Here is a 19184-nt window from a genome sequence, read left to right as displayed (position 1 = left end):
GAATCTCCCCGGTTACCGTTCATGGGGAGCGTTCCAATGAAGGGAGCCGTCCGTGGATGCAGCGGTGACGCCCACGCGCAAGGTGCTCATCAAACTTGACGAGATCAGGACCTCGTTTAACGAAACGGACGGTCGTCTCGTCGATCGCCCGACGCGGACAAAACGCCTCACGGACGTCGACACACTCCTCCTCGCCGGGCGCACCGCCTACGAGCAGGACAAGGACGCCGTCGGCTTCGCCGTCTTCCTGGCCAAGTGGCCGGAGACCTGTCCGGTAACGTCGGCCCAGCTGGCCGGGGTGGCTCTGGCCGCTGATGACGGTGCGGCCCTGGGGGATGTCTGGGAGCGCGTCTTCGGCGCGTACCTGCGACTGCTGGAGCAGAAGTGGGCCGAGCTGAAGGTCAGCGACCGGCGGGTCCGTGACCGCATCCTGGCAAGTCTGCGCCGCTGCGCCGTCACGGTACGCCCCGGCGCCGACGGCGTCGTACGGTTACGCGCGCTCACCCGCCAGGATCAGCACCAGAACGAGTCCTTCCTCCTCCTGCTGCGCCGAGTGGTTAACCTGCTGCTCGACAACGGTAACGGTCCGGCACCGACCATGCTCAGGCTCGTCCCCCCAGCCGAACCGCTGCCCCGGGACTTCGGGGACACCGGCGCCGCCATCCGCGATGCCAAGTACACCACCAACCTCACCTTCGTGCCCGTTCACGAACGCGACGCCGTCCAGTACATGATCATGCGTGTCACCACCCGCATCTCCTGGCCCGACGGCCAGCCGCTGGAGCTGTCGGGAACCGTCTGGCCGCTGACGATCCCCCTCCGGAACGGGTCCGCCCGCTACGAGTTGATCACCGACGACAACCGCGTGGTGCGTGCCGAACGGCTGGGCGACGTGGTGGACCGGCCGCTACCGGCGTGGTACCCACGGCCGGGTTCGATCAAGGAGGGCAAGGACGCGCTGCAGGGGCGGTTCGCGCTCGGCGGCGTGGGCGACCGGCCGCCTGCCGACAATCGTCCGGCGAAGGCGTGGAACTTGGCCGAGCTCGGCCAGGTCGCGTCGGCGTTCGAGCGCATCCCGGCCGGCGACCTCGAGGCGCTCAAGGGCACCTCACTGATCCGCGACAAGCCCGTGGATCCCATAGCGGCCGGCCGGCACGGCGGCGAGACCCACGTGAGCACGGGAGGCCTGGACCTGATCGGTCCGAAGCCCGCCGAACCGACGCCGCACGTCCACTACTTCGACCTCGCCTTCGACGACATGGACCGCGCGGCGTGCGGTCCGCCGGGCGACTGCGGGCCGGGCGGTGACTGGACCCTGCTGCACGAGATCGGCCACGTGGTCACCATGTGCCCCCACGAGCAGGCCTCACTGGCACTGGCTCGGCTCAGGGACAAACCGCGGCAGGCGTACGACCTGCTCGACCAGCGGCTGCGCGCCTCCTTGGCGAACGCCGACAATCGGCTCATCCAAGCCTTCAACACCTGGACCACCGCGTATGGGGCCTACACCGACGCGAACGACGACTTCGTCCCCGTGGCGAACCAGACCTGGGCGGCACTCCGGGAGACCGTACCCGCCAACGTCAGGGATGTCATAGCGACCTTCGCCAGGGCGCAGGCGGCGGCCGTCGCTCAGGCGGCCCCCACACTGGCCGCCGCTCGGACGCTGGACGCGCTGCTTCCTGAGGGGCAGCGCGATGTCGTCAAGGTGACTACGGTGCTGCTGCTGCGGCATACGTATATCGCGGGGTTGGCGGCGCCTGGGCTGCTGTTGGCGCGGTTCGCCGCCTATGCCGCACAGGTCGGGTTCCAGTCGTGCACGCCGTACGGGCGGACGTCGACCAAGGAGTTCTTCGCTGAGACCTACGCGCTGTTCACGTCGGATCGGGAGCGGTTGTGGGAGATCAACTGGCGGATGTGCGCTTGGCTGGAGGACGGCTATCCGGCTGTGGAGGGGTACGACCCGCGGATCCGCTGATGGCGCGGACGGTCGGGAGATCGTAGCCGGCAGTGACTCTCCGTGCTCGCCGACTTGGCGAGCCGGCCGATTGACTTGAGGGATTACCCTGCCGGATGAGAAATTGCCGACTGTCGACTGTGTGGTTACAGAAGATGTCAAGTCGGCGTGGTTCTGCGGTGTCCGAATATGCGAATCGAAGGATTACGGAGTGTCCGCCTCTCGTCACTTGGATCTCACTCATGCCAGTTCAGGGGTGGCTTAGATCACCCACGAACCATCCTCCCGGGGGTGAACGCGCGGGTTATGGCTTCATTGACTCGGATTCTGGTAAACGCGGGAAAGTCGGGTCTGACTTTCCAAACGTCTGACGGGGCCATTGACGGTCGCTTCGTCCGACGAGTACGGCGATGGCGCGGCGGCTCCGGCCTTCCCGCCCGACGGCGGGCCCTGCACCTTGGGTGGCGATCATGCTGCGCACCGTATTCGAGCAGAACGACGAATGGTGCGAATGGTCGCCGGGTTATAGGTGGCCTTCTCAAGCACCGTCTCACTGGGATTGTCCGTTTCGGTTGATGAACACCATGGGTGCTGTTAACTTCACACGGTGGACGACACGCGGGTACGGACGGAGGCGATCGAGGACTTCGCGGTGGCCCTGCGGGAACTGCGCACCTCGGTCGGCAACCCGTCTTTTCGGGAAATGTCCGGCCGGTCAGGGGCGATTTCTCACACAACGCTGCACGAGGCTACGAAGGGTAACCGGCTGCCGAGCTGGGAGACCACCGTTGAGTTTCTCAAGGTGTGCGGCGCGGACCCGGCCGCGTACCGCGAACGCTGGGAGCGAGCGAACCTGGCGGTCAGATCGGGGAGCGCCGGGGAGCTTTCGATTCGCACGGACACCTCAGTGGATCATCTGCCCGGCGGAGTCACGGAACCCCATACCGTGCGGCTCGCCAACGGATGGTCGACCGGCGAGATCGTGGGCGAGGTCCCCACGCCGGGGGGACAAGGGCGATCACGGTGGATCCGCCCGGCCGCGTTCGTGGCGGCGGCCGTCACCGTGGGGTCGGTGGCCGTCATCGTGACCACCATCAATCGCGGCGCCACGCCCGACGTACAACCCGGCCCGGCCCTGTCCGGCTCCTCAGCGATGGCCGCGCTGTCCCCGGCCGATTGCCCGGTGCGTTCGACCAGCCCGCCTTTGGCCGCGCCGCTGCACAAGGGTGACGCGGTGACGTTCATCGAGGACGTCACGCTCCCCGACTGCTCGCGCGTCGAAACCGGTAAGAGCGTGACCAAGACATGGCGGCTCAAGAACGCCGGGACCGTGCCGTGGAAGGGATATTCGCTGCGTCGCCTCGACGTCACGCAGCAGGCCGATCAGTGCCAGACCATTTCCCACGTGCCGATCAAGGACACCCAACCCGGCGAGCTGGTCGACATCCAGACCGTCGTCACCACGCCGAGCAAGCCGGGCCTGTGCTACGTGCGATTCAAGATGGTGGACGCTTCGGGAACGGTCCTTTTCCCCGGAAGCCGGCCGGTCAACTTCCAGATCATCGTAGACGCGCCATAGTTCCCCGCCGCGCAGGATACGGCGGGGAACTATGGTCTTCGGAGGGGTCAGGAGCCGATTACGATCCCCGTGTAGTAGTTCTTGAGGATCCTGGAGTAGCTCCAGCCCGCTCTGGCCTTGTCGCGGGAGCCGTACTGCGACATCCAGTCGCCGTTGACCCAGTTACCGCACGCCGTCGTCGTTGAGCAGTACTGGGCCCGGAAGATCTTCCCGCTGCGAGTCAGCCGGGTGCCCCAAGTCGCGTCCACCGCGGCGTTCGTCACCGCCTTCGCGGAGCCGGGCTTGTACACCTGGCTCGACGTGTGGTCATAGACGTCGAAGCACTGGCCGCTCGGCGTCTTGCTGGCGGAGTGCAGCGCCCAGTACCAGCCGAAGTTCTTCACGGCCATCGCGCCGGCCTTGAGGGACTCGCTCGGCCAGCTCGTCACCCACTCGTTGGGCAGGACGTTCTTGACGTAGGTCTTGAAGTCCACCCGCTCCACGCGATTGAGGGACTCGCGGTACACGAGGATCGTCGTGGGCAGTTTGCTGTCCGTGCCGTCGGTCTTGCATTGGGTCGGCGGCAGGGAGCTACCCAGGAACTCGTGCGAGGCGTTCTGGTTCTTGAGAGTGGAGTTGAGGTTGGCCTTGGCGCCCGGGGCGAAGTCCTGGTAGCTGCCGGTGAGGCCGGTGTTGAAGTAGACGCGGACCTTCTTGCTGCTGCGGTTCCAGGCGGAGGCGGCGGCGTTCTTGATGCACTTGCCCTTGCCCGCGCCGGGGCCCTTGAAGTCGTAGCAGCTGGGCTGCGTGGTGGAGTAGTCGGGGATCGAAGTGGTGAAGTCGGAGACCGATCCCTGGTTGTTGCTGTTGAAGTAGTAGCAGAACTCGCCGGTGTCGCAGACTCCGTCGCGGCTGGCCGCCGAGGCGGGCGTCGCGGTGGTCAGCATGGTTCCGCCGAGCGCCATCGCCGTGGTGAGCCCCGAGATCAGCCGTACAGTTCGTGAAGGCACAGGTGTCTTCCTCTCTTGTCAGCGGTCGGGGTTCGCTATCGGACGTTGTAGCCCTGGGAGTTCCAGAACGAGGTCGGGTTCGGGTTCTCCAGGGTCGGGTCGCCGACGCTCTTGGACGCCCGCGTCTGCCGTCCGGGGCGCATCTCGACGTGGGTGTGCGCGGACGAACTGCTCGAAACCCCGTGCCACGACTCGTCAGCGATGATCTGGCCGCGGCTGACCGACTGGCCCACCCGCAGGGAGGACCGCGGAGCGGAGTGCAGGTAGATCACCGTCTTGTTCGCCGCGGCGTTGTAGACGGCGATCGTGGACAGTCCGGCCCGGCCGGTGGATCCGAACTGGACATTGGTGATCGTGCCCGCCACCAGGTTGTGAACATCCGCGCCGATGCCGCGGGCGATGTCGATGCCCTCATGCCGGCCGGAGGTGGAGGTGTAACCGTCGAAGCCGCAGGTGATCCCGCCGCCGGAGGACGCGTACAGCGCGAACGACATGTTGGTGCGCGCTGTTGACGACGGGTTGAACTCGTGCGAGGCGTTCTGGTTCTTGAGGCTGGCGTTCAGGTTGCCCTTGGCGCCAGCGGCGAAGTCCTGATAAGTGCCGGTATTGCCGGTGTTGAAGTAGACGCGGACCTTCATGCTGCTGCGGTTCCAGACGGAGGCGGCGGCGTTCTTGATGCACTTGCCCTTGCCCTCGCCGGGGCCCTTGAAGTCGTAGCAGGTGGGCTGCGTCGTGGAGTAGTCAGAGACCGATCCGGTGAAGTCGGAGACCGAGCCCTGCTGGTTGCTGTTGAAGTAGTAGCAGAACTCGCCGCTGTCACAGACGCCGTCGCGGTTGGCCGCCGAAGCGGGCGTCGCGGTGGCCAGCACCGTTCCGCTGAGTGCCATCGCGGCGGTCGTCGCGGTGAGGATCCTGGTGAAAGTTCTCATGCTGTTTCTCCTTTGTCTGCGGTGCTTCTAGGTCTCGGATGGTCAGCGGAGCTTGGTTTCGGAGGACTCAGCGGCGCTGGTACTCCTCCCAGGTGCGGATGGTCACCTTCGGCCCGTCGTCCGGCCCGCGGTTGGCGAGCCCGTTCTGGCCCAGGTAGTAGTCACCGATCTGGTGCTGGGCCTGGCTGGAAAGACTGGTGTCGTTGATGGCGGCGGCGTGGATGTGCCACGGCCAGTCGCCCTGCTGGGGGCTGCGCACCCAGGCCGCGAAGCCGACCCGGCGCAATGCGCGGCAGACCGCGGTGCGGGTAGCCGCGGTCATCCTCTTCACCGAGACGTCGATGACGCCGCCGCCGTCGTGGGTGCCCACGGAGGTCGGGTCGCCGCCGGGGTTGTACGAACCCTGGTCCAGCGCGAGATCACGGCCGAGCAGGCGCTTCGCCTCGGCCAGCATGTTCCGGGTACGGGTGTTGACGACGGCAGCGCCGTAGGACACCCGGGCGCCCGGGTCGACGGTGGCGGTGACGGTGAAGCGGCCGGCTCCGAGCTTGGCGAGCGACCCCTTGCCCGGCAGGCCGTTGGCGTCGAGACCGGTGAGGCCGAGCGACTTCTGGTACTTCGCGTAGGCGGTGACCGTCGTGGAGCCGAAGTAACCGTCCACCCATTTCGCGTCGAGCAGGCTCCGGTCGCGCAGCGCCTGCTCAACGAGGAGCACACTGGCTTTGGCGCCCGGGGTCTGCGTGCTGTCAGGTCGCCTCGGGTCGATCAGGGCCGCCTTGACGGTGGCTTCCATGTTCACGCTCGGAAGGGCCCTCATGCCGGCCGCCTCGGCCGCCGACATCACGGACCCTTCGGCCAGTGATGTGAGCAAGGCGGCCGACAAGAGGGCAGCGGCGCATGAGGCCAACTTCATCGTTACTCCTGGGGTGGGGTTGCTGGGCGGCGGGATCAATCTCGCCGGTTACCCAACGTGTCCACAAGGAGATCGGTGTTGTCAGCCTGTCCGCATGCGATCTGACAGCCCTGGCCATACGCCATCTGACAGGCCGTCCGGTGGCGCTGACAGGGCCTGACCAGGCACGTCGAGCACCATGACGTCGGCCAAGGGCTGACGGCAGAACGGGCCGCTACGCGGGTGCGGCAGCATCGGCGGCGGTTACACGCAGTGGCCGACGGCGCGCAGCGAGTGGGAGGTGGGGCGCTAGAGCGTGTCCCGTGGATCTTTGATGGCGGTTTGGTGTAGATCATCCGTGTGGATGAGGAGCGCCTAAGTCGTCATGATCTGACAGACGAGGAGTGGGAGCGGCTGGTGCCGTTGTTGCCCCTTAATCCGCGTCAGGGTGGTCGTTGGACCGATCACCGGATGGTGATCAATGGAGTGTTCTTCCGGACGCGGACCAATATCAGCTGGCGTGATCTGCCGCCTTGCTATGGGAACTGGAAGACCGTCTACAACCGGCATCGCCGCTGGTCGATGGACGGCACCTGGGCGGAGATCCTGGATGGTTTACGGGCTGGATGCGATGCAGAGGAGGGTGCGGACTGGACGGTGAGTGTGGATTCCACTGTGGTGCGCGCCCACCAGCATGCCGCAGGAGCGCGCCTGGCGCCGCCGGCCGACTTTCCGGTAAAGGGGACTCCGTAGATCACAAACCGGTGAAGGGCCGGGAGGCGCTGGGCCGCTCTCGGGGTGGGTTCAGCACCAAGCTTCACCTGGTCGCTGACCGGCGCTGCCGCCCGATCGCGACGATGGTCAGTCCTGGCCAGCATGGGGACAGCCCGTACTTCCGGCGCGTGCTGGAGCGCGTACGGATCCTGCGTCGCGGCTTGGGCCGCCCTCGTCAGCGTCCTGGGCGGGTGCTGGCCGACAAGGCGTACTCCTCGCGTGGCAACCGTGCCTACCTACGCCGGCGCGGGATCAAGGCGGTCATTCCAATCAAGAAGGACCAGCAGGCTAACCGCCGTAAGCGAGGTCGCAAGGGCGGGCGACCGCCCGGCTTCGATGCCGAGCGGTACCGCGAGCGCAACACCGTCGAACGCTGCGTGAACAAGCTCCGCAACAACCGGGCGGTGGCCCTGCGCACCGACAAACGTGAGCGGATCTACCAAGGCACCATCGACGTAGCCTCGATCAGGATTTGGCTCCGTGACCCAACTCCATGATCCACAGAACACGCTAGTTGCTAGCGGACGCGGGCGCACTCACCGGGACGTATCCCTCGGTAACACGCCACCCGATGTCGTTGCGGGTGGGAGTTATGGCCGCGCCAACTGCTTCTCCTCATCGGCGCACGGGTGCCCCGAGTTCAGTCGAACTGGCTGACCGTGGCGGCGAGCCCGCACGGCGCGTGCAGGAAGAGGAAGTGGACGCCATGGTCCTGCCCGATGGTGTCGCCTCCGGCCACGGCGCCGATGTAGCTCATCAGCTTTCCGCAGGCGGGACAATCAGGAAAGTCGGGGTCCTGGACCCAGCCGGATCGTCCGCCGAGCGTGGACCCGCCTTCGCAGTCGTGTCCTTCGTACTCGCCGTGCCGTTCCTCTCCCGGCACGAGGCGTACGGCAGGCGGATCTTCAGGTAGCGGCTTTCGCCCTTTCAGGTGCGCGGGCTGAGTGGTGTAGGCCGACCAGGTCGCGTCGCCATCCGGGCTCACCTGCGTGAAGATGGTGGCATAGGTGGTGCAGAAGAAGCAGGTGAGAATCCGCAGCCGTCCCTGCCAGTCGGTGTGGGCGAGGGCGGCGGCGAATCGCGGATTGGCCGTGTCGCCGTCGAGTGCGACCCACAGTGGGCTGGTGCACCATGGGCATCTCTCCTCAGCGGGTGCGCCACCGGCAGGCAGGGGCTCGGGCACCAGGCGGTATGCGACGTTTCCGCAGATCTCCCGTCGACGTCCGCGATCATCGAAGTCCCAGCCGTACTGGTGCAGGAATCGGGCGAGGTCGTCTGGATCCATGTCGTACGGTGGCCGTTCCAGCCAGCGATGGAATGCGGCCTCCACGACAGGACCGCGGGCCGCCGTGAGGGCCGCCACGAGGCTCCAAGCGGATTGGTCGCCCGACTCGATCCGCAGCACGGCTTCCCGCTGGAAGGCCTCATCCGCTTCGCTGAACAGCTTTATGGGGATGTAGGCCTCGGCATCGATGAGGCGCACGAGGTGTGGGCGCAGCCGCCGCAGGATGGTCGGATCGTCGTCGACCTCGTCCTCCAGCTCGAAGACTGCGTGGTCATCGCCGGTCATGATCCGGTCGACAAGCTCAGAGATCACGAAAGGATCCTACCGAGGGTGCTGTTTCGCGGGCGCTAACCGGATTCTGGCATCCACGGTGACCGTGTCTGCCGATTTGACGATGACCGGGTTGAGGACGCGCCGCCAGCCACATCAAACCAGCATCGAAGATCCACGGGACACGCCCTAGTGCCAGTTGTGCGGTGCGCGTTTGAGAGTGTAAGCCGCCTCTGGCAGGTCGTCCCGGACGCGAATCATCCAGCGGACGAGATCGGTGGTGAGGTCGGCCCGGATGGCGGCGAGCGCGGGATCGTCGTACCGGTTGTCCAGCTCCGCGGGGTCGGCGTCCAGATCGTACAGCTCGCCGGTGCCGCGCTCGTCCAGCAGCAGCTTCCACTGCCCGCGCCGGAGCATCACCGTCGTGCCGGACTGGGTGACGGTGTTGAGTTCGTCGAAGGTGCGGCCCTCGTACGGGAAATGCAGCGGAGGACGCTCGTCGACGTCATAGGACAGCCCACCGAACCCACGTTCGCCGTACCCGCTGGCGAACTCCTCGGCCGGATACGGCTCCCCGGTGAGCATGGGCCACAGGCTGCGGCCCTGGACGCCGGGCGGGATCTCGACGTCGAGGGCGTCGCAGATCGTGGGGAACAGATCGGCGAGCGAGACGAAGTCGGCGTTGTTGACCATCGGCCGCACGCCCGGCCCGGCCACTGCGTACGGGATGCGCATGAGGCACTCGGCCATGCCCGCGCCCTTGCGCTGCAGACCGTAGTCGCCGGTGTAGTCGCCGTGGTCGGCGACGAAGAACACCAACGTGTCCCGATCACCCAGGTACGCGAAGAACCGGCGCAGTTGGTCGTCGATGAGGCGGAGCATCCCGCAGTAGTTGGCCCGGTATCGCCGCCACTCCGCGTCGTAGCCGGGCCGTTTCTCCTCGATCAGCTCGCGCAGCCAGGTGTACGTGCCGCCCTTGCGCTCGGCGCCCTCGGGCCCGACCAGCCGCTCGGGCATCTGCTCCGGCGCGAAGAGGCTGAAGTACGGCTCCGGCACCTGGTACGGGTTGTGCGGCTCGGGGAACGACAGCCAGGTGAAGAACGGCCGGTCGGCGGGCGTCCGGTCGATCGCGCTGATCGCGTCGTCGACGATCCGATACGGAAACTGGCACTCCAGCGGAAACGGCGTCGGCTCATGGCTGACCGAGTGGTCGAGCGCGCCGAGCCACTGCTCGAACCGGGCCTGCTCAGGCGTGCCCGCCGGGCCGCGATTGTGCCAGTACGGTGCGGCGAAGGTGTCGAAGTCGGCGGGCTGCCGGTAGAAATGCGTCTTGCCCGCCAGATGCAGCGCGTAGCCGGCCTCACGCAGCACGTCCACCAGATCGGCGCCGCGCAGCACGTGCTGCGCGGCGCTGTTCTGCCGGACCCGGTGCGCGGACGGATACCGCGCGGTGAGCAGGCTGACCCGGGCGGGCACGCACGCCGGCGACGTGGTGTAGGCCCGCTGGAACTGGGCGCCGGTGCTCATCAACCCGTCGAGGAAGGGCATGGTGTCCAGCGGAAAGCCGCTCGCGGCCGTCCAGCCGGCCCGCTGCTGATCGGTCATGATCAGCACGATGTTCGGTCGGTTCACGGGTTGCGGGCCTCCGGCTAGCGCTTCGCGTACATCGGCTTGAGGTAGTCCGCCCGCGGCTTCCAGTTGGGAAAGGCGTAGTCGTCCAAACTGACCTGCGCGCCCTTGCTCTTGGCCGCCGCGATGGCCAGGTCCCGCTGCTTGGCGCTGTCGCTGGACAGCTTGGTCAACGCCGCGCGGACGTCGGTGACGTCGCCGGTCAGCGCACCCTGGACGATGTCCCCGAGAGTGGGGGTCACCCGCTTGAGCTCGACCTGCACCCGCTGGAGGTCCTTGTTGCCGGCGATCGGTTCGGGGGCGAGGAAGACGCTCTCCTTGAACCAGCCGATCAGCTTCTTGTACGCGGGATGCGCCTGGGACTGCTCGACGACGGAGATGTCGCGTGGGGGCTGGGACATGGTCCCGGCGACCGTGCGTGAGTATTCCTCGGAGGCGAAGTGGTCGCTCAACAGCTTGTTCGCCGCCGCGGCGTGCTTGCTCGTCGGCGACAACCAGTAGTCTCCCGGCTGCGGCGCATGGTAGGTGGCCACGGTGGTGCCCGCGTCAGGCACCAGTATCGGCCCCACGCCGAGCTTGTCCCCGAAGCCCGGCGTGTCCTTCAGCGCCACGCCGGGGCACCAGGGGCCGTCGAAGTAGTATGCCGCGATCCCGGCGGTCCATCGGGCCCGCGCCACGTCGTCGAGCCAGGAGTTCGCCCCCGGCACCAGCACCTTGTCCTGCCGCAGCGAGATCAGGAACTCGATCACGTCGAGGTATTCGTCGGCGTGGTAGGCGTACTCGCCGGTCTGGTACCTCAACCCGCCGCCCCCGGCGAACCCGGCCGCCTGCGCCAGGTCGTGGACCTGGTCGCCGAGCCGGTCCGGCATGCCGATGTTCCACACCCAGCCGTACGACTGGCCGCCGCCCTTGCTCTGGACCGCGCGGGCCGCGGCCCGGAACTCGTCGTACGTCCTCGGCGGCGCGTCCGGGTCCAGCCCGGCGCGCGCGACCAGCTCCGTGTTGAACCACGTCACGGTGGAGTAGGTCTGGTGGCTGAAGATGGGGAAGGCGTAGATCTTGCCGTCGAAGACGTGCAGGCCCTCGATGAGCGAGTCCTTGACCCGGGCCTTCGCCGGGTCGCTGAGGTCCAGCGGCTGCGCCCACCCGCCGGCGACGAGCGCCGCCGCGGGAACGTTGAGGCCGGCGTTGGTGCGGATGTCCGGCAGCTGGCCGCTCTGTTTGGCCAGCTGCAGCGCCTGGCCCATCCTCCCCGGGTTGTAGTAGGTGTACTGCACGGGAACGCCGCCGGGGCTCTTGGCGAACTTGGCGAAGATCTCCGCCTTCGCCTTCTGGAGCTGGTTCTGGTGGTCCCACCAGGTCAGCGAGTTGCCGCCGGCACCGGCGCCGCCACCACCGCCCGCGCCGCACGCGCCGGTCGCCGTCGCGGCGGCCAGAGTGCCCGCCGCGGCGAGGAATCCCCGCCGAGTCATCCCGGTCATCGGTCCTGCCTTCCACCCCGCAGCGTGAAGGTCTCGTGGAAAAATATTGCCGCGTGGCAAATTCATTCTTGCCACGCGGCATGCCGCGTGGCAAGACTCTTCTTAGCAACTAGGAGGATGAACGACTGTGGTGACACAACGTGATGTGGCGCGGCGGGCGGGAGTCTCAGTTCGGACCGTCTCCAACGTCGTGAACAACTTCGCCTACGTGGCCGAGGAGACCCGCGCCCAGGTGCAACAGGCCCTGGACGAACTCGACTACCGGCCCAACCTCGCGGCGCGCAGCCTCAACCGGGGGCGGTCCAACCTGGTGGCCCTCGTCCTGCCGCTGGACGTGCCGTACTTCACCGAACTGGCCGCCCACGTGGTGGACCGCGCCGAGGAGCGCGGGTACACGGTGCTCATCGACCGCACCGAAGGCGTGGCCGAACGCGAGCGGCAGATCGTCATGCGGCGAGACCGGTCGGCCCTGTTCGACGGGTTCATCTTCAGCCCGCTCGGCCTGACCAAGGACGAGCTGCGCGACTGGGCGGGCAAGTGCCCGGCGGTGACGCTGGGTGAGGTGAGCGTGGAGGGCGTGGACCACGTCGCCATCGACGACACCGCCGCCGCCCGCGCCGCCACCGCGCACCTGGCCTCGCTGGGCCGGACCAGAATCGCCGCCATCGGCGTGGTGGAGAAACCGCACGGCAACACCTCCGCACACCGCTCCGCCGGCTATCGGCAGGCGCTGGAGGAGGCGGGTCTGCCCCTGCGGCCCGAGCTGGCGGTACCCGTACGCCGCTACCAGCGCCAGGACGGCCGGCTGGCGATGGATCGGCTGCTCGATCTGGCCGAGCCGCCTGACGCGGTGTTCTGCTTCAACGACCTGCTCGCGCTCGGTGCGATGCGGGCGGTGCTGGCCCGAGGGCTACGGGTGCCGGAGGACGTCGCCGTCGTCGGGTTCGACGCCATCGACGAGGGCCGGTTCGCCACTCCGCCGCTGACCACCATCGCGCCCGACAAGGAGCGGATCGCCGAGCTCGCCGTGACCCGCCTGCTGGCGCGCATCGAGGGTGACAAGAGCCCGGCCGTCCAGCTTGAGGCGCCGTGGCGGCTGATGGTCGACCAGAGCACCACGGGCGTCGCCGGAGCGAGCGGATGACGGTCGCGATCCCTTCCGCGGCGCGACCGCGCCGCGGCCGCAACACCCTGTACGTCTGGCTGTTCCTGACGCCGACCGTGCTGCTGTACGGCGCGTTCACCGTCTACCCGATCGCCGGCAGCTACATCTACTCCTTCACCGACTGGAACGGGTTCGACGCGAGCCCGTCGTTCATCGGCGTGGCCAACTACCGCGAGGTCCTGGCCGACCCGATGTTCTGGAGCTCGTTCCGGCTGACGCTGACGTTCATGGTCTTCGCAGTGCCGGTCCAGGTGTTGGCTACCCTGCTGCTCGCGATCGTGCTCAACTCGCCTCGCATGCCGCTGCGCAAGCTGTTCCGTACCGCCCTGTTCCTGCCGGTGGTCACCACCACGGCGATCGTCGGCGTGGTCATGCAGTTCGTCTTCGACCCGGCCAGCGGCCCGGTGAACCTCGCGTTGCGCGAGGCCGGTCTGGCGCCGGACGGCATCGATTTTCTCGGGCAGTCCTCCTCGGCGCTGGGCACGACGATCGCCGTGTACGTGTGGAAGTGGTTCGGGATCACCCTGGTCTACTGGCTGGCCGCGTTGCAGACCGTACCGAACGAGGTGTACGAGGCGGCGCGCCTCGACGGCGCCGGCGCGCTGGCTACCTTGCGGCACATCACCGTGCCCCTGCTCAAGCCCTTCCTGGTCATCATCACCCTGCTGTCGATCGAGGCATCGTTGCAGGTCTTCGACCTCGTCCTGACCATGACCGGGGGCGGCCCGTTCTACTCGACCGAGGTGATCGAGGTGTACATCTACCGCTGGGCCTTCGCCGCAACGATCCCCCGGCTCGGCTACGCCTCCGCGGCCGCCGTGCTGTTCGGGCTGTTCGTCTGCCTTGTCGGGTTGCTGCAGCTGCTCGCCATGCGCGCCACCCGCCGGACCAGGAGCGCGGCATGAGTCGTACATTGCGCCGACTGCCCTGGTGGCTGGCCGCCGCCGCGCTCGCCATCGGCTGCCTGATCTGGATCTACCCGTTCCTGTGGATGGTCTCCGCGTCACTGAAGACCTCGGCCGAGGTGTTCACCAAGGGGCTCGATCTGCTGCCCGGCGGCGATCCGGCATGGGACAACTACGAGCGCGCGTGGGTCAGCGCGGACTTCGGGAAATACCTGCTCAACACCGTGATCGTCACGGTGTGCACGGTGGTGGTCGTGGTCGTCAGGTGCGCCATGGCCGGCTACGCCATCGCCCGCCACGACTTCCGCGGGCGCCGGATCGTGATGGGCGTCCTGATCGCCACGCTGTTCGTCCCGGCCGGATACACCATCATCCCGCTGGTCGACCTCGCCCAGCGGCTCGGCATGCTGAACTCGCTGACCGGCATGGTCCTCGCGATGTCGGGCGCCGCGCACGTGGCGGCGATCCTGCTCTACGTCGGGTACTTCCGCGGCATACCCAAGGAACTGACCGAGAGCGCGCTCCTCGACGGCGCCGGGTTCGCGACCGTCTTCTTCCGCATCATGCTGCCGCTGGCCAAGCCCGTGACGGCCACGGTCACCGTGCTGACCTTCCTGTCCACCTGGAACGCGTTCTTCCTGCCGCTGGTCTTCACCTTCTCCCGGCCCGACCTGCGCACCGTCAGCGTCGGCATGCTCGCCTTCGTCGGCGAGAACACCACCGACTGGTCGGGGATGGCCGCCGCGGCGACGATCTCGCTGCTGCCGGTGGTCGCCCTGTTCATCGCCTTGCAGCGCTACTTCGTCGAGGGCATCGCCGGCGCCGTCAAGTCCTGAAATTTCCCGATATTTCAACCGAGAAAGCGAGCACTGTGAGCATTCCGCGTCCTGAGTACCCGCGTCCGCAGTTCGTCCGTACCGAATGGCAGTGCCTGAACGGAGCCTGGCAGTTCGAGCGGGACGCCGGCGACTCCGGGCTTGAGCGTGGCCTGGTCGACCGGGACCTGACCGGTGAGATCGTGGTGCCGTTCTGCCCGGAGGCACCGCTGTCCGGCATCGGCGACCCGGACTTCCATCCGGCCGTCTGGTACCGCCGTACCGTCCGGGTGCCGGAAGACTGGGCCGGGCAGCGGGTGCTGCTGCACTTCCAGGCGGTGGACCACGACGCCACGGTGTGGGTGGACGGTGTGGAAGCCGGTCGGCACCGGGGCGGGTTCACCCCGTTCAGCTGTGATTTGTCCACAGCGGCCGACCCGGCGCACACGTACACCGTGGTCGTGCGCGCCCGGGACCCCCGCACCGGCCCGCAGGCGCGCGGCAAGCAGGCGGTCACTTTCGAGGGCGCCGGCGCGTGCTACGGCCGCACCACCGGCATCTGGCAGACGGTGTGGTGCGAGCCCGTGCCCGACGCGCACCTCGGCCGGCCGCGGATCACGCCGAACGTCGCCGCGTCCGCGTTTCGGATCACAGTGCCGGTGTCGGCCAACCGCCCGGGGCACCGGGTCCAGGTGACGGTGTCGGACCAGACCGGTGACCTCGCGCATGCGACGGCGCGCGCCGACCTCGACCTGGCCCCCGAAGTGTGGCTGCCGCTGCCGGACGAACGGGTCCGGCTGTGGTCTCCCGAGGATCCGCACCTGTACGACCTGCGCATCGACCTGTTCGACGGCGACGACGCCGTGGTGGACACCGCCACGAGCTACGCCGGGCTCCGCTCGGTCGCCATCGACGGGCACGCCGTCCTGCTCAACGGCGCGGTCCGCTTCCAGCGGCTCGTGCTCGACCAGGGCTATTACCCGGACGGCCTGATGACCGCGCCCACGGACGAGGCGCTGCGCCGCGACATCGAGCTGGCCATGGCCGCGGGGTTCAACGGCGCCCGTTTGCACCAGAAGGTGTTCGAGGAGCGGTATCTCTACCACGCGGACCGGGCGGGCTTCCTGGTCTGGGGCGAGTTCGGAGACTGGGGAGCCAACACCGGCGGGCCTTCGGGGGACAACCAGCGACCGACCGCGTCGTTCGTGACCCAGTGGCTGGAGGCCGTCGAGCGCGACTACTCCCACCCGTCCATCGTCGGCTGGTGCCCGCTCAACGAGACCTGGCAGCGGCTGACCGACCAGATCACCGTGCTCGACGACGTCACCCAGGGGATGTACCTGGCCACGAAGGCGGCCGACCGCACCCGCCCGGTGGTCGACGCGTCCGGCTACGCGCACCGGGTCCCGGGCGCCGACGTCTACGACTCGCACTGCTACGAGCAGGATCCCGAGGTGTTCGGCAAACTGATGGCGGGCCTGGCCGACGGGACGCCGTACGTCAACGCCGATCCCGACGGCACGGCATGGTCGGTGCCGTACCAGGGCCAGCCATACTTCTGCAGCGAGTTCGGGGGCATCTGGTGGAACCCGGACGTACGCCCCGAGGAGCACTCCTGGGGATACGGCGAACGCCCCGCGAGCGAGGAGGAACTCCAGCAGCGGTTCGCCGGGCTGGTCGGCGTCCTGCTGGACGACCCCCGGATGTTCGGCTACTGCTACACCCAGCTGACCGACGTCTTCCAGGAACAGAACGGCATCTATCGCTTCGACCGTACGAGCAAGCTGGACGTCTCGCGGATCCGCGCGGCCCAGCTACGTCCGGCCGCCATCGAGCAGGTCTCCTGACTGAAACGCCAAGAGGTCGGCGCCGACGAGGGCAGCGATGGAGCGCTTCAACGGGTTCCTCCTCGACAGGATGGACGGGAGGAGCCTTCCATGCCTTGATCACGGCAGGACGTACGGCTGGGCACAAGATCGTCTCTGGTCACCCTGCTGACCGATTTACATACGCCACTGACCGGATCCGATCAATATGATGCTCCGATCTTGTCAGGCCGATCGGTCTGGTCAATAGTTGCGGCAAAGCAGTCAAATTCGGTCCGCTGCCCGATCGAACGTGACTAAGGAGCCGCCCAGTGCGACCAAGCCCCTTCCTGCGCCTCGTAGCCGTCGCGATCACCGCGGTGGCCATGTCGGGCATCGCCCCCGCTCCGGCGGAGGCGATGCCCGACAGCAACCGGATCAAAGCGGTGATCTCAGGAAACGCCCGCTTCGAAGTGCTGTCCCCAACCCTGAGGGAGAACCTGGTCCCCTACACCTACACGTTGGCCCAGGAGGCCAACGCCACCGGCGTCCCGATCGTCCGCCCGACCTACCTGGAATATCCCGAAGAGGAGAACGCGTACGCCACCGCCGCCGGCCAGTACTTCTACGGCCCCGACCTCCTGGTCGCGCCCGTGACCACGCCCGGCGTCACGGCCACGACCTCGGTCTGGTTCCCGCCCGGGCAGTGGACCGACTACTTCACCGGCCAGACCTACTCCGGCGGCACCACCCGGAACATCACCACCGGCCTCGACACGATGCCCGTGTTCGTCAAGGCCGGGGGCATCCTGCCGACCAGGACCGCTGACGTCGCCAACGACGTCCAGAACCCCCTGGACAAGGTCACCCTGAACATCGCCTCTGGGGCCTCCGGCTCGTACACGCTGTACGACAAGACCACGATCCGATACTCAGAGTCAGGAGGGCGGCGGACCGTGAAGATCAGCGGCAAGGCGCGCCAATGGACGCTCAACTTCCTGAACGCCGCACCTCCCACGGACTTGCCCGCCGAGGCGTACCGCTATGACAGCGCCACCCGCACCCTGACCGTCAAGCTCCCCAAACACACCACCCGGCTCAGCTTCACTTCCGGCTGACACCCGAGGCCCTGTCGGGGCAGGGCCTCACACCTCGGCGACTGAGCGCCTTGACGCGGATCAGTTCGGCCATGGCGGCATAGATCGACCCCCTGTCCGCGTCCTTGCTTGGCGACATCGCGAGGAGGACAGGTGGATCCAGGATTTGCGGCGGACTTCCGGGAGTTCGTCATCGATCGATCAGGGGCGCTGTTCCGTACCGCGTACCTGCTGACCGGTGACCGGCACGCCGCCGAGGACTTGGTCCAGTCGGCGCTGGCGAAGACCGCCGCGAAGTGGCGCGGCCTGCGCGACACCGCGGCCATCGAGGGCTACGTCCGCCGGGTCATGTACCACGAGCAGGTGAGCTGGTGGCGGCGCCGTTCCCGCGTCGCGGAAGTGTCCACCGGATGGCTGCCCGAACAGATCGACGATGGGCACGCCGAGATGGTGGATCTTCGCCTGGTGATGCGCGCGGCTCTTGCCCGGCTGACACCCCGGCAGCGGACCATGCTCGTGCTGCGCTACTTCGAAGACCTGTCCGAGACCGAGATCGCGCGGCTGCTCGGCGTCAGGGTCGGGTCGGTGCGCAGCCAGATTTACCGATCGTTGGAGCGCCTGAAGAAGGCCGCACCTGAACTGAGCACCGTGAGGGAGTTCGGATGAACATCGAGGATCTGCTGCGAGAGACCCTCTCCGACATGGCCCATGAGGAGCAGCCACCCCCACCGGGCCGGTTCCTCCAGGTCAAGCAGGGTCGATCCCGTCGGCGCGGCCTGGCCCTGGCGGCAGCAGCGGCCGTAACCGTGATGGCGGTCGGATCCACGCTCGTGGTTCAGGGGCTGTCCTCCGTCTCCAAGGACGTCGCCGGGCAGGGCTCTGGCGAGACGCTTGTGGAGACCAAACAGGGACAGATCACCCTGACCGTGAAAGAAGGACTACGGCTCTCACAGATCTTGGAGCAGCTGTCGACCGCCACCGGCAGACCGCTGGTGGAGTTCCAGCGGGCCGCCAAGGACGGCAGGGCGCTCGGCCTTCCGGCCTACGCCAAGGGCGCGCTGGAAGGATTCGCCTTTCCCGGGACCTACGAGGTCTCGCCCACGTCGAGCCCCGCCGAGATCCTCGCCGCGATGGTGACACGCTTCAATCGCGCCGCCGAGGAGAGCAACCTGGTGAAGGGTGCCAGGCGGGTCGGCCGTACGCCACTGGAGATCCTGACCATCGCCAGCATCGTCCAGGCCGAGTCGATCGACAAGCGCGCCATGCCCAAGATCGCGCGGGTCATCGAGAACCGGCTGAAGCACAGGCCCGAGATGGAGCTGCGGATGGACAGCACGGTCCTGTACGGCCTGAACAAGCTCGGCGCCAGCGCCTCGACCGAGGACCTCAAGAGCCGGTCGCGGTACAACACCTATGCGCGCCTCGGCCTGCCGCCCGGTCCCATCTGCAACCCGGGCGCCGACGCCATCGAGGCCGCCCTGAAGCCGGACGCCGGGCCGTGGCTGTACTTCGTGACGGTCGATCCGAAGACGGGCGTCACGAAGTTCGCCGGCTCCCCATCCGAGTACGACACGCTGGTCGAGGAATACAGAAAGAACACCGGGTGAGGAGC

Annotated in this window: 16 protein-coding genes; 10 read left to right on the top strand and 6 right to left on the bottom strand. The window is 67.5% G+C overall.

Annotation, left to right across the window (positions count from 1 at the left end; genetic code table 11):
• Positions 1 to 52 precede the first annotated feature (52 nt).
• On the top strand, positions 53 to 1978 hold the full coding sequence (locus AB0L53_RS43905; protein ID WP_364007922.1) for a hypothetical protein: 1926 nt from the start codon (positions 53 to 55) through the stop codon (positions 1976 to 1978).
• A 586-nt stretch (positions 1979 to 2564) separates the two neighbouring features.
• Positions 2565 to 3536, top strand: coding sequence for an NBR1-Ig-like domain-containing protein (locus AB0L53_RS43900; RefSeq protein ID WP_364007919.1), 972 nt, complete (start codon positions 2565 to 2567; stop codon positions 3534 to 3536).
• Positions 3537 to 3583: 47 nt separating this feature from the next.
• Here AB0L53_RS43900 and AB0L53_RS43895 read toward each other — a convergent pair whose 3' ends face one another.
• The 3 genes from AB0L53_RS43895 to AB0L53_RS43885 form a co-directional block, all read right to left on the bottom strand.
• Positions 3584 to 4525 (bottom strand): SpoIID/LytB domain-containing protein, encoded by a 942-nt coding sequence (locus tag AB0L53_RS43895; RefSeq protein WP_364007916.1) that lies wholly within the window; start codon positions 4523 to 4525, stop codon positions 3584 to 3586.
• Positions 4526 to 4560: 35 nt separating this feature from the next.
• Positions 4561 to 5454, bottom strand: a complete 894-nt coding sequence (locus tag AB0L53_RS43890; RefSeq protein ID WP_364007913.1) for a peptidase inhibitor family I36 protein — start codon at positions 5452 to 5454, stop codon at positions 4561 to 4563.
• 67 nt (positions 5455 to 5521) lie between these two features.
• On the bottom strand, positions 5522 to 6367 hold the full coding sequence (locus tag AB0L53_RS43885; RefSeq protein WP_364007910.1) for a peptidoglycan-binding protein: 846 nt from the start codon (positions 6365 to 6367) through the stop codon (positions 5522 to 5524).
• Positions 6368 to 6706: 339 nt separating this feature from the next.
• On the opposite strand from AB0L53_RS43885, the gene AB0L53_RS43880 reads away from it, so the two are divergent.
• A protein-coding gene (locus AB0L53_RS43880; RefSeq protein ID WP_364007907.1) for an IS5 family transposase occupies positions 6707 to 7617 on the top strand; the annotation gives its coding sequence in 2 pieces (ribosomal slippage) (positions 6707 to 7097 and positions 7097 to 7617; 912 coding nt in all).
• Between the two features lie 143 nt (positions 7618 to 7760).
• On the opposite strand, the gene AB0L53_RS43875 is transcribed toward AB0L53_RS43880, so the two are convergent.
• From AB0L53_RS43875 to AB0L53_RS43865, 3 genes are all read right to left on the bottom strand, one after another.
• On the bottom strand, positions 7761 to 8717 hold the full coding sequence (locus AB0L53_RS43875; RefSeq protein ID WP_364007904.1) for a hypothetical protein: 957 nt from the start codon (positions 8715 to 8717) through the stop codon (positions 7761 to 7763).
• Positions 8718 to 8864: 147 nt separating this feature from the next.
• Complete coding sequence (locus AB0L53_RS43870; RefSeq protein ID WP_364008120.1) at positions 8865 to 10289, bottom strand: sulfatase-like hydrolase/transferase; 1425 nt, start codon at positions 10287 to 10289, stop codon at positions 8865 to 8867.
• Between the two features lie 35 nt (positions 10290 to 10324).
• Positions 10325 to 11581, bottom strand: coding sequence for an extracellular solute-binding protein (locus tag AB0L53_RS43865; RefSeq protein ID WP_364008117.1), 1257 nt, complete (start codon positions 11579 to 11581; stop codon positions 10325 to 10327).
• A 334-nt stretch (positions 11582 to 11915) separates the two neighbouring features.
• Here AB0L53_RS43865 and AB0L53_RS43860 point away from each other — a divergent pair, with 334 nt between their 5' ends.
• The 7 genes from AB0L53_RS43860 to mltG all read left to right on the top strand — a co-directional run bounded on the left by AB0L53_RS43860 (position 11916) and on the right by mltG (position 19179).
• On the top strand, positions 11916 to 12929 hold the full coding sequence (locus AB0L53_RS43860) for a LacI family DNA-binding transcriptional regulator (RefSeq protein WP_364007901.1): 1014 nt from the start codon (positions 11916 to 11918) through the stop codon (positions 12927 to 12929).
• Entirely contained in the window at positions 12926 to 13855 is a 930-nt protein-coding gene (locus AB0L53_RS43855; RefSeq protein WP_357652384.1) for a sugar ABC transporter permease, read from the top strand. The genes AB0L53_RS43860 and AB0L53_RS43855 overlap by 4 nt, the downstream gene beginning before the upstream one ends.
• A complete protein-coding gene (locus AB0L53_RS43850) occupies positions 13852 to 14691 on the top strand; it encodes a carbohydrate ABC transporter permease (protein WP_364007897.1) in 840 nt (279 codons plus the stop codon). Before AB0L53_RS43855 ends, AB0L53_RS43850 begins: the two co-directional genes overlap by 4 nt.
• A gap of 35 nt (positions 14692 to 14726) precedes the next feature.
• Complete coding sequence (locus tag AB0L53_RS43845; RefSeq protein WP_364007894.1) at positions 14727 to 16517, top strand: sugar-binding domain-containing protein; 1791 nt, start codon at positions 14727 to 14729, stop codon at positions 16515 to 16517.
• A gap of 290 nt (positions 16518 to 16807) precedes the next feature.
• Complete coding sequence (locus AB0L53_RS43840; RefSeq protein WP_364007891.1) at positions 16808 to 17593, top strand: hypothetical protein; 786 nt, start codon at positions 16808 to 16810, stop codon at positions 17591 to 17593.
• Positions 17594 to 17725: 132 nt separating this feature from the next.
• Positions 17726 to 18238, top strand: a complete 513-nt coding sequence (locus tag AB0L53_RS43835) for a SigE family RNA polymerase sigma factor (protein WP_364007888.1) — start codon at positions 17726 to 17728, stop codon at positions 18236 to 18238.
• A complete protein-coding gene (gene mltG, locus AB0L53_RS43830) occupies positions 18235 to 19179 on the top strand; it encodes an endolytic transglycosylase MltG (RefSeq protein ID WP_364007885.1) in 945 nt (314 codons plus the stop codon). The genes AB0L53_RS43835 and mltG overlap by 4 nt, the downstream gene beginning before the upstream one ends.
• Positions 19180 to 19184 lie beyond the last annotated feature (5 nt).

The sequence above is a fragment of the Nonomuraea sp. NPDC052129 genome (assembly GCF_040680095.1).
Classification (GTDB): Bacteria; Actinomycetota; Actinomycetes; order Streptosporangiales; family Streptosporangiaceae; genus Nonomuraea.
The sequence above is the reverse complement of the archived record's forward strand: the minus strand, read 5'-3'. Positions and strand labels throughout refer to the sequence as shown.